The organism is Limnothrix sp. HT2024, assembly GCF_059138625.1.
In genome coordinates this window covers 1461485-1479891 of the sequence record NZ_CM181121.1, presented here as the reverse complement: position 1 = coordinate 1479891, position 18407 = coordinate 1461485, and the positions used below count along the sequence as shown (strand labels likewise).

Here is an 18407-nt window from a genome sequence, read left to right as displayed (position 1 = left end):
CCGTTGGTTGTTGTTGTCGCCCCGGCTGAGGCCAAGTTGCCTAGTCCACGGAGAACGATCGAACGACCGTTTCAAACATGTCTTTTACCTTGTCCCAACGCCCTTCGGAGGCGGAAATGTTCAAGGTGTAGAGCTGGCCACGGCTGACGGCAACGCTGGCCAGGTTGTGGCGTTCCTGGTTAGGCAGCTTCACGGCATATTCCAGCAAGTAGTAGGTTTTGCCGTTGGCTTCTCGGGACTCGGCGTTCACCAGTTCGGCGGTGCGTCCGGAGCCGGGCGGGGCGATCGCGCTCTTGGAGAGGCGATAACCCACTTCGCTGGGGGTTCCCAAATCGGGCAGGGCTTTGCCGCTTGGAACGGGGTTGATCACGACGCTGACGTTTTCGGTTTCTTGGATCAGGTCATGGAAGACCACATCGGGCCCGCCGGCCACTTTGACGGCCACCCACCCGATCGGGTACAGGAATCGATAGCCTTTGGTGGCATCAATGTAGGCCTTCAAGCCGCTGGCCGGAGCGGCGCAGGCTTGCAGCGCCACCACAACCGTCAGCAACAACGCGATCGCGAGGCGTTTCCAAGTGGAGCGGTTCAGGGACGAAAATTGCATGGGTTTCGAGTTCGATCGGGCGTTGCAAAACGGAGCATGAAGGACTGCTGTGTCCTCAATCACGAGGGATGACACGCGGGATGATTAATTGTTGGTGAAATTGTTGATGATCGACAACATCGTTATGATCGCGACAATCACAACGATCCGCATCACTAATCATTTCAACTGCCGTCTAGCGGGGTGGCTAGCGAGCAATCCAACGCGATTTCATCTTAAACCGCCCCGGCCCCGGCCGATCCAGACCCAGCTCGGGAACCGGCGAATCCGGATCACGCCGCCCATTCTTCCAGATTTCTTTTGATCCCCACTCGGAGACCCGCTCGATCGCCAACATGGCTCGCAAGGGCGTGATCACAGGGCGGCCCCAAGGCTTTGCCGATCGGGTCTATGTCCCACTAGATAACGCCTTGGTCATTTGGGGCGATCAATCCCCGTCCATTCCCCCTGGCCTCTGTTGCTGTTTGTGAACCAAGCGGCTAACCTGACAGCTAAGAATTCTGAAAAAATTGTTCCTCAGGAACAGTTCAGTATCATCGTCAGCACTGAGACTAAGCTAATCCTTCGGTGTCGCTGACTCGTTAGATGACGGTTGGGTCACGCATCTCCCCGTTCTTTTTGAACCTTCCTCAACACTGCCTCCGATGAAGATCCTGAAAGTCCAGACGCTCCGCGGCCCCAATTATTGGAGCATTCGCCGCCATAAGCTTGTCGTTTTGCGTTTGGATTTGGCGGACTTGGCTGATCGCCCCTCCAACGAGATTCCGGGGTTCTACGAAGGACTGGTGGAAGCCCTGCCCAGCTTAATGGAGCATCACTGCTCGCGGGGCAAGCGGGGTGGTTTTCTGGAGCGGGTGCGCGAAGGCACGATGATGGGGCACATCGTGGAGCATGTGGCCTTGGAACTTCAGGAATTGACGCAGATGCCCGTGGGGTTTGGGCGCACGCGGGAAACCTCGGAGCCGGGGGTTTATTTGGTGGCGATCGAGTATGAAAACGAGCGGGCCGGGCGGTATGCGGCCCGAGCAGCCGTGCGTCTGTGCCGCAGCATTGTGGACTCGGGCAGCTATCCCCTGGCCGAACTGGAGCAAGACTTGCAGGATCTGGAGGAAATTCGGGCAGAGGAAGCCCTTGGCCCCAGTACGGAATCCCTGGTGCGCGAGGCAGAGCGGCGGGGAATCCCTTGGCGGCAGTTGGCGGCACGCTCCCTGATTCAGTTGGGGTATGGGGTTCGCCAAAAGCGGGTGCAAGCGACCCTGAGCGATCGCACGGGGATCTTGGCGGTGGAGCTGGCCTGTGACAAGGACGGCACCAAGCGGGTTTTGGCCGATGCGGGCGTACCGGTTCCTCGGGGGACAACGGTTCGATACCTCGACGAGCTACAGGACGCGATCGAGGAGGTCGGTGGCTATCCGATCGCGATTAAGCCCTTGGACGGTAACCATGGCCGGGGGATCACCCTGGATATTGAATCTTGGGAAGCGGCGGAAGAGGCCTATGAAATGGCCATGGCCGACTCCAAGTCCCAGACGATTTTGGTGGAGCGGTTTTATAAGGGGAATGATCACCGGGTGTTGGTGGTCAATGGTCAGGTGGTGGCCGTGGCGGAGCGCGTACCGGCTCGGGTGATTGGGGATGGGCGATCGACCATTCAGGCGTTGATTGACGAAACCAATCGCGATCCGCGTCGGGGCAGTGGCCACGATAATGTGCTCACCAAAATCACGATCGATCGCCCTTTGGAGCAAATGCTGGAACGGCAAAGCTTGACCCTCGATACTGTGCTCGATCGGGGTGAAATTTGCTATTTGCGAGGGACGGCAAACCTGAGTACCGGCGGCATTGCGATCGATCGCACCGACGAAATTCACCCGGAAAACGTCTGGTTAGCCCAACGGGTGGTCAAGATCATTGGCTTGGATATTGCCGGGATTGATATTGTTACGCCCGATATTTCCCGCCCCCTGCGCGAAAACGGAGGTGTGGTGATTGAAGTGAACGCTGCGCCGGGCTTCCGGATGCATGTGCAGCCCAGCGAAGGCATTCCCCGCAACGTGGCGGAACCGGTGCTGGATATGCTGTTTCCGCCCGGGTCGCCGGCCCATGTGCCGATCGTGTCGGTGACCGGCACTAACGGCAAAACCACCACCACCCGCCTGATTGCCCATATCTATCGCCAAACGGGACAAGTGGTGGGCTACACGACCACGGACGGCACTTATATCGGGGAATACATGGTGGAACCCGGGGACAACACCGGCCCCCAAAGTGCCAATTTGATTCTGCAAGATCCGACCGTGGAAGTGGCCATTCTGGAAACGGCTCGGGGGGGGATTTTGCGATCGGGCTTGGCGTTCGATCGCTGCGATGTGGGTGTGGTGCTGAATGTGGCCGCTGACCATTTGGGCTTGGGGGACATTGACACAATCGAGCAAATGGCCCGCGTGAAAGCGGTGGTGGCGGAAGCCGCGGCCCCCGATGGCTATGCGGTATTAAATGCGGATGATCCCCTGGTGGCGGCCATGGCGGAGCATGTGTTGGCCCAGGTCACCTATTTCTCCATGAACCCGGAGAACCCGATCGTGCGGGAACATGCCCGACAGGGAGGCTTGGCCGCTGTTTATGAAAACGGCTACCTCTCGATTCTCAAAGGCGATTGGACCCTGCGGATCGATCGAGCCGAAAACATTCCCCTCACCCTGGGCGGAAAGGCCGCCTTCCAAATTGCCAATGCCCTGGCCGCCAGTTTGGCCGCCTTTGCCCAAGGGGTGCGCATTGAGGCGATTCGTCAGGCCCTGATGACCTTTACCTCCAGTGCCAAGCAAACTCCGGGGCGGATGAATCTGTTTGATCTGGGTCGCTACCATGCCCTAGTGGACTACGCTCACAATCCCGCTGGTTATGAAGCGGTGGGCGTGTTTGTCCAAAACTGGCCCGGTACCAAGGTGGGCGTGGTCGGTGGCCCGGGCGATCGCCGTGATGAGGACTTTCAATTGCTGGGCAAGCTGGCGGCCCAAATGTTCGATGAAATTCTGATCAAGGAAGATGACGACAATCGCGGCCGGGCCCGGGGCAGCGCCGCTCGCCAAATCGAAGCGGGCATCACCGCCGCTCGTCAGGAAGGGATGGCGCGGGTTCGCCGGTTTGAAACCATCTTGGATGAAACGACGGCGGTGAATACGGCCCTCGATCGGGCGGTGGATGGTGGGTTAGTGGTGGTTTTCCCGGAAAGTGTCAGCCGCGCCATTGACCTGATTGAGGCCCGCGGCCCCCTGGAGACCACGAAAACAACGCCCACCCCCAAAAACCCGATCGCCGATCCCGCTAGTAACCGCACCAGCCAGCACAGTGAGGTGAAATCGGTCTAGGCTAATAGCGGTCTAACTAAATCCTACCTTTCCGCGAGCTGAGCCAATGATGTCGCCAAGCTTGTTTGCCCCGGCCCTGCCGCCGATCGAAACCGTCCGTACTGGGCCGTTAATTCGGCGGTTAGACTGTGGTGCACTCGCGATTGTGGAGCAGATGCCCGTTGAGGCGGTCAATCTCAGTTTGTGGGTCAATGCTGGTTCAGTGATCGAACCGGAATCCATTAATGGCATGGCCCACTTTTTGGAGCACATGGTGTTTAAAGGGAGCGATCGGCTCGCCCTCGGAGAATTTGAACAGCGGATTGAAGCCTGCGGAGCGGTCACCAACGCTGCCACCAGCCAAGACTACACCCAGTTTTATCTGACCGCTGCTCCCCAGGATTTTGCGGCCTTGGCTCCTTTGCAATTTGACGTGGCCTTGCGGCCCCAGTTGCCGGCCGCGGAATTTGACCGGGAGCGCCATGTGGTGCTCGAAGAAATCCGCCGCAGCCAAGACAATCCCCGCCGTCGCACCTTCCAAGCGGTGATGAATCTGGCCTTTGAGACCTTGCCCTATAACCGGCCGGTGTTGGGCCCCACGGAAGTGATTACCCACTTGGATGTGCAGCAGATGCGCGACTTCCATGATCGCCACTATCGCCCTCAGTCGGTGACAGCGGTGGCGGTGGGCAATTTACCGCCGGAGCAGTTATTTGAAATTTTGGAAACTGGCTTCAACGAGGCCTGGCGCGATCGGGATTGGTCTGATTTGCCCGTGGCCCCGCCATCGTTGATTCCGGAGTTGCCGTTCGATCGCGTTGAACGCCGGGAAATTATTGACCCATCGTTGCAACAGGCCCGCCTGATCATGCTCTGGCGCGTTCCGGGGCTACAGGACTTGCGGGAAACCTATCCGCTGGATGTGTTGGCGGCGGTGTTGGGCCATGGCCGCACCTCGCGCCTGGTGCGGGACTTGCGGGAAGAGCGGCGATTGGTGTCCAAGGTTTCGGCCACCAATTTGACCTACCGTGCTCAAGGCACGTTTTATTTGGCGGCCCATTGTGAGCCGGAGCATTTGCCAGAGCTGGAAGCCCGCTTGCAAGATCACATGGCGCGTATCGGCTCGGAACCGGTGAGCATGGCGGAGGTCGATCGGGTGCGGGCGCGGGTGGCTAATGGGTTTGTGTTTGGCAATGAAACCCCCGCGAATCGATCGAACCTCTATGGCTACTACCAAACCTTGGTTGGCAATGTGGATGCGGCCCTGCGATATCCCGATGCCGTCCGTTGCCTGACCCCAGAAGACTTGCAGCGGGCAGCCCAGCAATATTTGAATCCCCAAGCCTATGGGTTGGTGATTCTGCGTCCCGCTGCTGCTCAGGGTTAGGACTGAGAATTGGGCGACTGCTGGGCGATGGTTGGGCGATCGCTAGCCCGGATTGGGGCCCTCGATCGCTGTGGATTCCGAAGCCGGCCGGGCGACTGAGTTACCCGATCGCCTCCTGACCAAAATTCAGGGGGATGTCTTGAATCCGCCCCGGGCCCACAGCTTGGATGGCCTCCTTGAGATCCACGTTGCCGGTGTAGAGGGCACGACCCACAATCGCCCCCGTGACTCCCACCGGCTCCAGGGCCAGCAACCCCAATAAATCGGTGACGGAACTGATGCCCCCGGAGGCAATTACGGGAATGGAAACCCCTTCCGCCAGTTCGCGCAGGGCTTCCTTGTTGGGACCCGCCAAAGTGCCGTCCCGGTGAATATCCGTGTAAACAATGGCCGCCGCGCCCCAGTCCTGAACGCGCTGGGCCAATTCCACCGCCCGCACTTCGGAGGTTTCTAGCCAACCCCGAGTTGCAACCCAGCCATTGCGGGCATCAATGCCAATCACGATCCGTCCAGGAAATTCAGCGCACCAGGCGGCTACTTCCTCCGGCTGCTCCACGGCTACGGTTCCCACAATTGCTCTGGTGATCCCCAGCTCAAACAGACGGGCCGCGCGATCGCGGGTGCGGATGCCGCCCCCCACTTGGATTTGAATCGGGTGATCGCCCAGTTGTTGGGTAATGGCCGCGATCGCCTGGAGATTCACGGGTTCTCCCGTTTTGGCCCCATCCAAGTCAACCAGGTGCAACCAACTGGCCCCCGCCGTCATCCACCGCTGGGCAACCATCACCGGATCATCACCAAAGGTTTCCGCGCGATCATAGTCACCTTGAAAGAGCCGGACACAACGTCCACCCAACAGATCGATCGCCGGAAAAATATCCATGGCTAATCCTCATCCTTCAGAAAATACAAAATCAGAAACCCCAATCAATCTACCTGAAGGCTGTAATTCGCAACATAGGGCATTAACCAGGTTTTGGATGGCCCCCTGCATCGAAATGGGTTAATCAACATGGGTTAATCAACAGTTTCAGGTGGTCAAGATCGCACCCAATTACGCTTAACTGCGCTCGATCGCCCCAAATGGCAATTCCGAAAAACCAGCGAAAACAAACGATCGACCGTGAACGCCCCCGTTGGGTTTCTCGGTCGATCGTCCGTCACCCTTGAGTTTTAGGACAATGTTTAGGAATTTTGTCCTTGCAGGAGCCATGGCCAGAAGTCGCCTTCTGAACGAACTCGCTCCCTCCACCATCCATCAATGAGCCTGACTCGCCCCAATCGGCTAGCTCCGCAGGCGCATCCTTGAATCATGGATATTAGTCATTGATAAACATGCTGCTAACTGACGTGTCTTCGTGGATGCGCCAAATGGTTTCGCCCAGCACATTCGCCACCGATAAAACCGTGAGCTGGTCAAAATGGTGGTGATCCATCATGGGAATCGTGTTGGTGACAATCACCTCTTCAAATAACCCACTGGACAAGCGCTCGATCGCCGGAGGAGACAACACCGCATGGGTGGCACAGGCATAAACCTGGCGTGCCCCTTCCCGACGCAGCATCCGGGCCCCTTCCGTGAGCGTGCCGCCTGTGTCGATGATGTCATCTACCAAAACGGCCGTTTTGCCCTTCACATCACCAATGACATTCAGCACTTCCGCCACATTGTGCATTTGGCGGCGCTTGTCAATGATCGCCAGGGGCGCATCGTTCAGGCGCTTCGCAAAGGCCCGGGCCCGCGCCACCCCGCCCACATCGGGCGACACCACGACAATATCCGACAGGTTCTTGCTTTCAAGGTAGTCGATCAGGACTGGCGCACCAAAAACATGATCGAGCGGAATATCGAAATAGCCTTGAATTTGCGCTGAATGCAAGTCCATGGCCAACACCCGATCGGCTCCGGATTTCACCACCAGGTTCGCCACCAGCTTGGCCGTAATTGATTCCCGGCCGGCCGTCTTGCGATCGGCCCTGGCGTAGCCGTAGTAGGGAATCACAGCGGTGACTTGGCGCGCCGAAGCCCGGCGGCAAGCATCCACCATGATCAACAATTCCATTAGATGGTCATTCACAGGGCGACAAACCGGTTGGATCAGATAAACATCACAACCCCGGATTGACTCCTGAATTTGAACATAAAGCTCACCGTCGGCGAACCGTTTGCGAACCATTGGTCCTAACGGTAACCCCAGGTATGCAGCAACTTCTTCGGCCAAGGCGACATTTGCCGATCCTGAGAAGATGCGAAGTCGGCTCTTTTCCGTCACTTCGCGATGCGAAGTCGGCAGCGGAGAAGTCGCAGAGCAAATCACGGCAGACCCTCGAAGCGCGTTCATGGCAATCTTAGCATTTCCTTCCAATTTTCTTTGGATTTGCGTCCCCGCATTCAATGACATGGGTGGTTGTGAGCCGATCGCCAAGGGTAGTCGCCAAGGCTTGACCAGACGGCTGATCAGGCTCTGTGACGACAGGAATCAGATAACATCCGTGAGCAATTGCTGCTGCAGGAATCTGGTCAGGAACAATCAGAGACCTTTGCACGATCGGGCGGCAATTGTGACAGAAAACGGGGGCAGTTTAACGAGTTCAATGGGGCGATCGACCATCCCCTAGCCCGATCGGCTAGGATGAGTCCCGAGGGTTGCCCAAACGGGCAATTCAACACCCAACCCAACCCCAGACAGGGACAAGACCCTAACTGGTGGTGCGGGCCACAGCGAGTTCCGGCCAGTTCCCGAGTCGATCGCCACGGGATAAGCCCAGGCTGCATCTGGCGGCAGATGCGGCTCAACTTGCTACCCCCAAGAAAGCGGCTAGGGACTCAGCGGAATCGCTAGCCAATGGAGATCCAACCCAATGGATCTTCAACCAACAACCGCCGCCCAGTTTCTTGGGCGGTTGTGCCGGGCGATTGATCGCAGACCTGGGATAATCAGGGGAAATGGGGGTTGGGTGACAACGATGCCGCTAATCGCCCCAAGTCTGATCGGTTCATTCAGCCCTATAAATTGGTTTTAGCGCCGGTTGCGTCTGAACAATCAAAATCACCCGAGTCCTTTAATGGTTCGATCAAACGATTGATCGGTCAAATAGAGCGCTGTAAGTCACGGAATAAATTGGTTTTTTCTGAATTTCACCTGAGTTTCGCCTGAGTTTTTGCTCGATCATCGCCTGACTATTGCCTGACTGAATTGCTGTCTCAACTGTTCTTCGATCGCCCCGAGTCCCATGCAACCGTCCCTGCCCCCCGGAACTGTTCTCCAAAATCGCTATCGCCTTGTGGAAGTGTTGGGACAGGGTGGCTTTGGGCGCACCTACCTGGCGGAGGATCTGGGTCGATTTGGCGAACGCTGTGCCCTCAAGGAATTCACGCCGCCCGTGGGCGATGCCTACGCCCTCGAAAAATCCAATGAACTGTTCCGGCGCGAGGCAGCGGTTCTCTACCAAATCAATCATCCTCAAATTCCCAAGTTTCAAGCCACCTTTGAGGCGGAAGGTCGCTTATTTTTGGTGCAGGACTACGTACAGGGCAATACCTATCGATCGCTCCTGGATAGCCGCCTGCACCATGGCCAGCTTTTTGCAGAAGGGGAAGTGTTTTACCTCCTGCAACAGTTGCTGCCCGTGTTGAGTTACCTGCACAATTTGGGGATCATTCACCGGGATATCTCGCCGGAAAACATTATTCTGCGGGAGCACGATCGACTGCCCGTGTTGATTGACTTTGGGGCCATCAAAGAAATGGCCACCCGCTTTCAACAACCGGGAGCCACGGCCGTGCAGGCCACCACCGTCGGCAAAAGTGGCTATGCCCCCAGTGAGCAAATTCAAACCGGCCGCGCTTACCCCAGCAGCGATCTTTATGCCCTGGCGGCCACGGTGTTGGTGTTGCTGACGGGGCGGGAACCCCAGGATTTGCTAGACGATCGCACCCTGACCTGGCATTGGGATCAGTATGTGCCCCTCACGCCGGCTTTGGGGGATGTGTTGCGGCGGATGCTGGCCTATCAACCCACGGAGCGCTATCCTTCCGCTTCTTTGGTGCTTCAGGCCTTGCAGGAGGTGACGTTGGAGGCGACGGCTCGCCCCGTGACCCCTCTGCCCTCCACTTCATCCCCAACCCCGGCCGCTCCGGCTCCAGTCGCTAATCCCACGGGGCCTGTCCCTTCAACCATGGCCACAGTGGTGGTGGGTCGGGCTGCGCCGCCGCCAGTCGCCCCGCGATCGCCCGCACCGGCCCCGGCTCCCGGCCCCGATTGGAGCGTGGAACCCCGAGGATCCTTGATGGATAACCCTTGGGCCGTGACGGTGTTGGGCGTGTTATTGGTGGTGGGGACGGGAGTGGGTTCCTGGTCGCTGGTGAATCAATTCCTGAGCCGATCGCCCAACAACAGCAACCCCACACCCACCGAGACGGCTTCCGAAAGTCCGGCGCTGCCTAGCCCATCCCCTACGCCATCCCCCACGCCATCCCCTAGCCCGATCGCCTCGCCTGTGGTCTCCACCCAGCGGTTGAACCTTCAGCCCGCCGGAGACTTTGAAGATTCCCGCACCCTGGGCGAAAACGAAACCCTGATCTATCGTTTTCAGGCCGGTGCTGAGCAACCCCTCAGCATTTCCGTGGCAGGCAATAACGTGATTGCGAGTCTCCTGGCTCCCGATGGTGATCCGGCGGATCGATCGAGCCGGGATTTGCGCCAGTGGAGTGGCATCATTGCGGTGGCCGGTGAATATGCCCTGCAAGTACGCGTGGCCCCCGGCGCTCCTAGGGGCGACTATCGTCTACGTTTACGGCTGGATGCGGCTCCCGCTTCCCCCAGCCCAGAGCCAAGCCCCACGCCAACGCCCACCCCGACTCCCGCACCGGAGCCAACTCCCAGCCCCAGCCCGGAGCCAACTCGCCAACCCACGTCGCGCAACTTCCGAGGCGTGACTCAACCCCAGGTTCCCCAAACCTTCGGCTTTGAAGCCCAGGCGGGTCAGCAGATTTCAATCAGCATCCCTTCCGGTTTGCGAGCCACGGTGTTTGGCCCCAACGGCCCGATTCCAGACATGGAAGGACTGGAAGGATCCGTCAGTTTTGAAGCGCCCGTGGGCGGCAACTACGGTATTGAAGTGTCTTCGGATTTGGAAATGCCCTTTGAGATCGCCGTGCGGGTTCGGTAGAAACTGTTCTTTGGGCAGTATCGAGTCAATTAGTGATTGATTAACAAACTTGACTTATTAGTTCAAAGGTAATGCTTCAAGCTGGCAGGACATGACCGTTAATCCTCGGTTGCCTATGTCTTGCCTAAAAATGCTGTAAGTATAATCAGGCGAAAATTTCGTGAGTTAAGGCGGCAATTGGTTTAGAAATGGCGATCAAAAAATCAGATTTATATTCTTCCCTGTGGGCTTCCTGCGATGAACTGCGGGGCGGCATGGATGCCAGCCAGTATAAAGACTATGTGCTGTTCATGCTGTTCATCAAATACATTTCTGACAAGTACGGGGATTCTGATGATTATGCGCCGCCTGTGGTCATTCCCCCTGGAGCCAGCTTCAAGGACATGATCGCCCTGAAGGGAAAAAGCGACATCGGCGAAAAGATCAATACTCAGATTATTCAACCCCTGATTGATGCTAATGATCGGTTAGCCCGCACCGACTTTCCTGACTTTAACGATACCAACAAGCTAGGAGAGGGGGCGGCAATGGTCGAGCGCCTCAGCAACCTGATCGGAATCTTTCAGAAGCCAGAACTAGACTTTTCCAAAAATCGGGCCGAGCATGACGATATTTTGGGGGATGCCTATGAGTATTTGATGCGGCACTTTGCCACCGAAAGCGGCAAGAGCAAAGGGCAATTTTACACGCCGTCGGAAGTCAGCCGGGTGATTGCAAAAGTGATCGGAATTTCGCCCCAAAACACGATCGCCTCCACAACGGCTTATGACCCCACCTGTGGTTCTGGTTCACTGTTGCTGAAGGTGGCGGCGGAGGCGGGCAAAGCGATCACCCTGGAAGGGCAAGAAAAGGACGTGACCACCGCTGGTTTGGCGCGGATGAACATGATCTTGCATGATTTTCCGACTGCCCAAATTTTGTCGGGGAATACCTTGGCTGCGCCAAAATTCAAGGATGGTGAGCAGCTTCGTACCTATGATTATGTGGTGGCGAATCCACCTTTTTCGGACAAAACCTGGAGCACCGGGCTGAAGCCGGATAGCGATCCCTTTCAGCGTTTTGTGTGGGGAGAACCGCCCGCCAAGCAGGGCGACTATGCCTATCTTTTACACATTATTCGATCGCTCAAAAGTACTGGCAAAGCGGCTTGTATTTTGCCCCATGGGGTGTTGTTTCGGGGAAATGCAGAGGCAGTCATTCGTAAGCAATTGGTGAAATCGGGCTATCTCAAGGGCATCATTGGTTTACCGGCTAACTTGTTCTATGGAACGGGAATTCCGGCTTGCATTTTGGTGCTGGATAAGGAAAATGCCACGGCTCGGAAAGGCATTTTTATGATTGATGCCTCAAAGGGTTTCAAGAAAGACGGTAATAAAAATCGGTTGAGAGAACAAGACATCCATCGAATTGTGGACACGTTTAATAAACAGATTGATATCCCACGTTATGGGCGGATGGTGCCATTTGAAGAAATTGCCGATCCGAAGAATGACTACAATCTAAATTTGCCGCGCTACATTGACAGCACTGAACCGGAAGATCTCCAGGATATTGACGGACATTTGCGGGGTGGAATTCCTCAGCGGGATCTGGATGCTTTGGCAGATTATTGGCAAGTGATCCCTGGGGTGCGATCGACCCTATTTGAGTCTGCTGGTCGCCCTGGTTATCAGCAGTTGCGGCTGCCGATCGCGGAGGTGAAGTCGGCGATTTTGAGTCACCCGGAATTTACGGCGTTTAATGCGACGGTGACGCGAATTTTTGAGCAGTGGCAGCGGGACAATCGGCCACGACTAACCAATTTTGGCCAAAATGGACATCCCAAGGCGCTAATCGAAACGATTGCGGAGGATTTGCTGGCGCGGTTCAAGGTTGCGCCGCTGTTGGATGCCTATGATCTTTACCAACATCTGATGGATTATTGGGCGGAGACGATGCAAGACGATTGCTATCTGCTGGCGGCGGATGGTTGGGTGGCGCAAACTTACCGCATTTTGGAAGAGGACAAAAAGGGCAAGGTCAAAGACAAGGGTTGGGCCTGTGATCTGGTGCCGAAGCCATTAATTGTGGCGCGTTATTTTGCGGCGGAACAGGCGGCGATCGAGGCGAAACAATCGGAGTTGGAAGCGATTGCGGCGAGCCTGGCGGAACTGGAGGAGGAACAGGGGGGCGAGGAGGGTTATTTGGGGGCGTTGGAGAAGGTGAACAAGGCGGAGGTGAATGCCAGGCTGAAGGAACTCAAGGGCGACAGGGAGGCTCTGGAGGAGGTGGCGGTGCTGAAGGAATGGCTGAGGCTGAATGCGGAGGAGGCGGATTATAAGAAGGCGATTAAGACTGCGGAGGCGGCGTTGGATCAACGGGTCTATGAAAAATATCCTCAGTTGACGGCGGCGGAAATCAAAACGCTGGTGGTTGAGGATAAGTGGTTGGCGGCGTTGGCGGCAGCAGTGCAGGGGGAGCTGGAGCGGGTGTCGCAGGGGCTGACGGGACGGGTGCGGGTGTTGGCGGAGCGCTATGCTGTGCCGTTGCCGAGGTTGGTGGAGGAGGTGGAGATGTTGTCGGCTAGGGTGGCGGAACATCTCAAGCAAATGGGGGCGGAATGGAACTGATCAAAGACTTAGCAAGGATTGACTAATTAAGGGTTTTGCTGAAGATTTGATCGCCAGCTTTATCAGGAAATTTGAGGAACGATGGGGGAAATTGATGAATATTGATCAGATTCCTAAGGGCTATAAGCTGACTGAGGCTGGTGTGATTCCTGAAGATTGGAAGGTAGAACATCTATGTACGCTTGCAGAAATTAGAACTGGCATAGCTAAAAATTCAAACATTGCTGTCAATAACCCTATTCTTGTTCATTACCTACGAGTTGCAAATGTCCAAGACGATCATTTGGATTTAACTGAAATAAATAACATTGCAGTATCAAAAAATGACCTTACTCGTTATTCTGTACTTCCTGGCGATGTATTAATGAACGAGGGAGGCGATCTTGATAAATTGGGGCGAGGCAGTATATGGCGTGGACAGCTTAATCCTTGCGTTCACCAAAATCATGTATTCGTTGTTCGATGTCGCCAACTGCTATCTCCTGAATATTTGAATATTTGGTCTAGTGGCTCTGTATCCCGTCATTACTTTCTTGTTGCAGGTAAGCAAACAACAAATTTAGCAACTATAAATAAAACAGCACTTGGACAACTACCTATTGCCCTACCATCTTTACCAGAGCAAATTGCGATCGCCACTGCCCTTTCTGATGTTGATGAACTGCTGCAATCGCTCGATCGCCTCATCGCCAAAAAGCGCGACATCAAGCAAGCCACCATGCAACAACTCCTCACAGGTAAAACCCGCCTACCAGGATTTGAGAATGAATGGGAAGTCAAGCAATTAGGAGATATTGCAGATGTAATTGACCCACACCCTAGTCACAGAGCACCTGCTGAATTTACTAACGGGATTCCTTTTGTTGGAATTGGTGACCTGAATGAAAATGGAGAGATTATTGGAAATAAAATTCGCTTAGTAAACCAATTAGTACTAGAAGAACACTTAATGAGATACAACTTAAAGGATGAACTCATTGGACTTGGCAGAGTCGCATCAATTGGAAAAGTGGTTAGCTTAAAAGAATTTCCAAACTCTTATGTCATTTCGCCTACCTTAGGTCTTATTCGTAGCAATAAAGTAAATCGAAATTATCTTTTGTATGCACTCAAATCGAAATTTGTCGCAGAGCAGTTTTTAAAAATCATGAGTGGTTCAACACGCTCCTCTATAGGAATGGAAGTGTTGCGTGAGTTACAAATCAATGTGCCGTCTACCATTCCCGAACAAACGGCGATCGCCCAAATTCTTTCGGATATGGACACCGAAATCGCCACCCTCGAACAACGCCGCGACAAAACCCGCGCCCTCAAACAAGGCATGATGCAACAACTATTAACCGGAAGAATACGCCTTAAACATTGAAAAATTCACATCGCAATCAAGAAAGAACTGCATGATTGACTAGAATAGGGCTGATTAATCAAACAACATCACACCTGCCATGCAAATTACCATCAACCTAGACGATGCCCTCATTCAAGATGCAATGAGCCTCAATCCTGAGTTGACCATTGAGAAAGCGATCGAGTCAGCATTAGCATTTTATGTTAAGCAACAACAACGATTGAAGATTGTTGAATTGTTTGGCGCGATCGATTATGAACCAAGCTATGACTATAAAGAACAGCGTAAAATACTATAGCAATTGATTAGTGATTCAGACTAATGAGATGAACGTTATTGTAGATACAGCAGTCTGGTCATTAGCTCTCAGACGGCATTCGCCTGACCAGAATCAGGAGATTATTAGACAGCTTCAAGACCTGATCCAGAGCGATCAGATTTTAATGTTAGGCGTAATTCGCCAAGAAATTTTGTCAGGGATCAAAAATATAGACCAGTTTAATCGCCTCCGCAATACGCTCAGATCCTTTCCCGACTTTGATGTTCATTCTGAAGATTATGAAAAAGCCGCAGAATTCTTTAATATCTGTCGGCAGAAAGGTATTCAAGGATCGAATACTGACTTTTTAATTTGCGCTGTTGCCCATCGTTGTCAAAGCCTAATTTTCACAACCGATCGAGATTTTCACAACTTCCAGCCTCATATTCCTGTCCGTCTTTACGCTTGAACAGCATTGCCTAGAGAGTAACTAGAGACCTGCTCCATGCCAGCCCAGCCTCGCTCCGAACGCACCACCCAAAACCGCGTCATTCGCCTGTTTTGCCCCGACTCAGACACAAACCCATCCCCAAAAACCGCCCCAAAAACGACCAGCGCCCGCGAACCAGCACCCCGCTACAACACCGCGCCATCCCTCACCGCCCTCGGCTACCGCTACCTCGGCGATTGGAGCAAACGCCCCAACAACCGCCCCATTGAAACCGACCTGCTGCGGGCCAACCTCCAAGCACGCGGTTATTCCGACCAACAGATCGCCGCCGCCCTCCAAAAACTCGAAACCGCCGCCGATGTCACGGGCGTTACGCTCTATGAGGCCAACCGCCGCACCTACCAACTACTGCGCTATGGCATATCGGTGCAGGTTGCCGTTGGTCAACGTTATGAAACCGTCCATTTAATTGATTGGAACAACCCTGAAAAAAATGACTTCGCGATCGCCCAAGAAGTCACCCTCAAACAAGGCGGACACGAACGCCGTCCCGACTTGGTGATTTATTTAAATGGGCTAGCTATTGGTGTGATTGAACTCAAACGCAGCTCCAAAAATATTAATGAAGGCATCCGCCAACTGATTAGTAATCAAGAAAAAATTTTTAATCCTGGATTTTTTAGCACCGTTCAACTCGTCTTTGCAGGCAATGACTCGCAGGGACTCTACTACAGCACCATTGGCGACGACGAAAAACTCTTTGTGCGGTGGAAACCCCAAAGCGAAACCCCCGCAACAACGCCAGGCTTTTTGCTCGATCAACCCCTCGGGGAAATGTGCGAGAAAACCCGCCTGCTTGACCTGATTCGCAACTTTATTCTTTTTGATGGTGGCCGTAAAAAGGTTCCCCGCCCCCATCAGTTCGCCGCCGTGAAAGCTGCCCAAGAACGCATTCGCCGCCGGGAAGGTGGGGTGATTTGGCATACCCAAGGCAGCGGCAAAAGCATTCTGATGGTGTTGATTGCTCAGTGGTTGCTCGAATATGATCCGAACGGCCGAATTTTGATCATCACCGATCGCGATGAACTCGACAAACAAATCGAAAATGTCCTGAGAAATGCTGGCGTGGTTGGCGAGTCTTCCCCTTCACCTCGGATCACGTCGCGCTCCGAATTTGCCCAAAAACTAGCAACTCCTAATCCTCGCGTTCTTTGCGCCCTAATTCACAAGTTTGATCTCAATCTCAAGAGCGATCCCCCTCCCGTTTACGGGCGCTTTTATGTGTTTGTGGATGAATGCCACCGCACCCAAGGCGGCGACCTCAACAAACAAATGAAGCGATGGCTCGATAATGCCCTCTTCATTGGTTTTACGGGCACACCATTGCTCCGGAAAGATAAACAAACCACCCGCGATGTCTTTGGAACTTATATTCACACTTATAAATTCTACGAAGCCGTTCAGGATCAAGTGGTTCTGGATTTGCGATATGAAGCCCGCACCGTTCCCCAACGGTTGACTTCCCAAAAGGCGATCGATCAATGGTTTGACAAAAAGACCCAAGGGCTAAATAACTACCAGCGAGCAGCTTTGCGCAAACGTTGGGCTAACCTCGAAGAACTGATGAGTTCCGGGGAGCGAAAACAACGGATTATTGCTGATATCATCCACGACTTTGGCACGGTTCCTCGGCTCGATCGCGATCGGGGCACGGCCATCCTGGTCGCCGCTTCGATTTACGATGCTTGCCACTATTTTCGCCTTTTTCAGAACACACCTTTTGGCAAGTTTTGTGGCATTGTCACCTCCTATGAACCCAACGCCACCGTCATTTCAAAGGAACCAGCCAACAGCGATGAACGCTACAAGTACGACACCTACAGCCAATATGTCCTAAAGGACGGTCAAAGCACCCAAAAATACGAGGATGCGATTAAGGAGCGCTTCAAAAAAGAACCGGCTAACTGCAAATTACTGATCGTAGTAAGCAAGCTGCTCACGGGTTTTGATGCGCCTTCTTGCACCTACATTTATTTGGATAACGAGATGCGAGATCACACTCTTTTCCAAGCCATCTGCCGCACCAATCGGCTAGATGGGGAAGACAAGGATTTTGGTTACATCGTCGATTACAAAGAACTCTTCGAGAAACTCCAAGACTCGATCGCGGTCTACAGCTCCGATCAGCTCGATCTCGACAACGGCAGCAACGCCAACGTGATCGTCAAAGATTATCTAGAAGCAGGCAAAAATCAGCTTGAGCAAACCCGAGAAGCGCTGCATTATCTTTGCGCACCCGTGGCCCAGCCCCGTGAAGTTGAGCAATATCTGCATTATTTCTGCGGCACAGTTGACGATCCCGAGGCCCTCACCGCCACGGAGCCGCTACGAATTGAGTTCTACAAGGCTGTGGCGATGTTCCTGCGAGCCTACGCCGCGATCGCGCGGAACTTGGAATCCGCCGGTTACTCAACGGCTGAAATTGCCAAACTCCAGCAGGACGCTAAGTTCTATACCGATCTGCGTGAAGCCATTAAACAGTTCTCCGGTGAGGAACTCGACCTGAAGCCCTATGAGGGCGAAATGCGCTATCTGATTAATACCTATATCCTGGCTGATCCCGCTGAAAATATCGGCGACTTGAGCGATCTTTCCCTCACCGAAGCGATCATCGAAACTGGCATTCACGATGCAATTGCCAAAAAGCTAAATCAAAAGGGAAATCTTTCTGACAACGCGATCGCAGAAGGCATCATCAATAATGTCCGTAAGACCATTATCCGTAATCGGTTGACTGATCCCAAATTCTACGATCAAATGTCGAAGCTGCTTGATGATCTGCTTCAACAAAAGCGGGACGATACCGCCTCCTATGAGCAATTTCTGAAAGCTGCGGAAGCCTTGATCCAGCAGCTTGGACGCAAACAAAGCAGCGCTCAGGTTCCAGCCACACTCAACGGCAACTCAGAGGCGATCGTCCTGTTCAATAACTTGCCGTCTTTGCCCTGCAAAACCTTCCAATGCCCCACCGATGATGACGCAAGGGCAGAACTCGCCTTAACACTCGATCGCGCCGTCAGAGAAAATGCCCCAGCCGGCTGGAAAGGCGACGAAACGCGACAAAAGCAAGTGCTAAATGCCATTTTTCCAATCATGAAACGCGATCGCCCGGCCACGGAAGCGATCTTTGAAATCATTAAAAGTCAGGATGGCTACTCATGACATTA

The 18407-nt window shown here is 54.1% G+C and carries 12 protein-coding genes; 8 read left to right on the top strand and 4 right to left on the bottom strand.

Annotated features, from left to right (window positions below; translation table 11 throughout):
- Window positions 1–40 precede the first annotated feature (40 nt).
- Window positions 41–607 (bottom strand): photosystem II reaction center PsbP, encoded by a 567-nt coding sequence (gene psbP, locus AC2IAX_RS05960; RefSeq protein WP_190356022.1) that lies wholly within the window; start codon window positions 605–607, stop codon window positions 41–43.
- 187 nt (window positions 608–794) lie between these two features.
- Window positions 795–965, bottom strand: coding sequence for a hypothetical protein (locus AC2IAX_RS05955; RefSeq protein ID WP_494389758.1), 171 nt, complete (start codon window positions 963–965; stop codon window positions 795–797).
- A 286-nt stretch (window positions 966–1251) separates the two neighbouring features.
- Here AC2IAX_RS05955 and cphA point away from each other — a divergent pair, with 286 nt between their 5' ends.
- Both cphA and AC2IAX_RS05945 read left to right on the top strand, forming a co-directional pair.
- Window positions 1252–3975, top strand: a complete 2724-nt coding sequence (gene cphA, locus AC2IAX_RS05950) for a cyanophycin synthetase (RefSeq protein WP_494389757.1) — start codon at window positions 1252–1254, stop codon at window positions 3973–3975.
- Window positions 3976–4021: 46 nt separating this feature from the next.
- Window positions 4022–5341 carry a M16 family metallopeptidase gene (locus AC2IAX_RS05945; RefSeq protein WP_494389756.1) on the top strand — a complete coding sequence of 440 codons (1320 nt, stop codon included), beginning with the start codon at window positions 4022–4024 and terminating at the stop codon, window positions 5339–5341.
- A gap of 100 nt (window positions 5342–5441) precedes the next feature.
- On the opposite strand, the gene hisA is transcribed toward AC2IAX_RS05945, so the two are convergent.
- Window positions 5442–6224, bottom strand: coding sequence for a 1-(5-phosphoribosyl)-5-[(5-phosphoribosylamino)methylideneamino]imidazole-4-carboxamide isomerase (hisA, locus tag AC2IAX_RS05940; RefSeq protein WP_494389755.1), 783 nt, complete (start codon window positions 6222–6224; stop codon window positions 5442–5444).
- A gap of 436 nt (window positions 6225–6660) precedes the next feature.
- Complete coding sequence (locus tag AC2IAX_RS05935) at window positions 6661–7683, bottom strand: ribose-phosphate pyrophosphokinase (protein WP_190356020.1); 1023 nt, start codon at window positions 7681–7683, stop codon at window positions 6661–6663.
- Window positions 7684–8575: 892 nt separating this feature from the next.
- Between AC2IAX_RS05935 and AC2IAX_RS05930 the strand changes: the two genes are divergently transcribed.
- The 6 genes from AC2IAX_RS05930 to AC2IAX_RS05905 all read left to right on the top strand — a co-directional run bounded on the left by AC2IAX_RS05930 (window position 8576) and on the right by AC2IAX_RS05905 (window position 18402).
- Entirely contained in the window at window positions 8576–10513 is a 1938-nt protein-coding gene (locus AC2IAX_RS05930) for a protein kinase domain-containing protein (protein WP_494389754.1), read from the top strand.
- 188 nt (window positions 10514–10701) lie between these two features.
- Entirely contained in the window at window positions 10702–13122 is a 2421-nt protein-coding gene (locus AC2IAX_RS05925) for a type I restriction-modification system subunit M (RefSeq protein ID WP_494389753.1), read from the top strand.
- Between the two features lie 94 nt (window positions 13123–13216).
- Complete coding sequence (locus AC2IAX_RS05920; RefSeq protein ID WP_494389752.1) at window positions 13217–14488, top strand: restriction endonuclease subunit S; 1272 nt, start codon at window positions 13217–13219, stop codon at window positions 14486–14488.
- Between the two features lie 79 nt (window positions 14489–14567).
- Window positions 14568–14768 carry a type II toxin-antitoxin system VapB family antitoxin gene (locus AC2IAX_RS05915; RefSeq protein WP_494389751.1) on the top strand — a complete coding sequence of 67 codons (201 nt, stop codon included), beginning with the start codon at window positions 14568–14570 and terminating at the stop codon, window positions 14766–14768.
- Between the two features lie 28 nt (window positions 14769–14796).
- Window positions 14797–15198, top strand: coding sequence for a type II toxin-antitoxin system VapC family toxin (gene vapC / locus AC2IAX_RS05910; RefSeq protein WP_494389750.1), 402 nt, complete (start codon window positions 14797–14799; stop codon window positions 15196–15198).
- A 36-nt stretch (window positions 15199–15234) separates the two neighbouring features.
- The gene (locus AC2IAX_RS05905; RefSeq protein ID WP_494389749.1) at window positions 15235–18402 is read left to right on the top strand and encodes a type I restriction endonuclease subunit R; all 3168 of its coding nucleotides are present in this window, start codon (window positions 15235–15237) and stop codon (window positions 18400–18402) included.
- The last annotated feature ends 5 nt before the right edge of the window (window positions 18403–18407 follow it).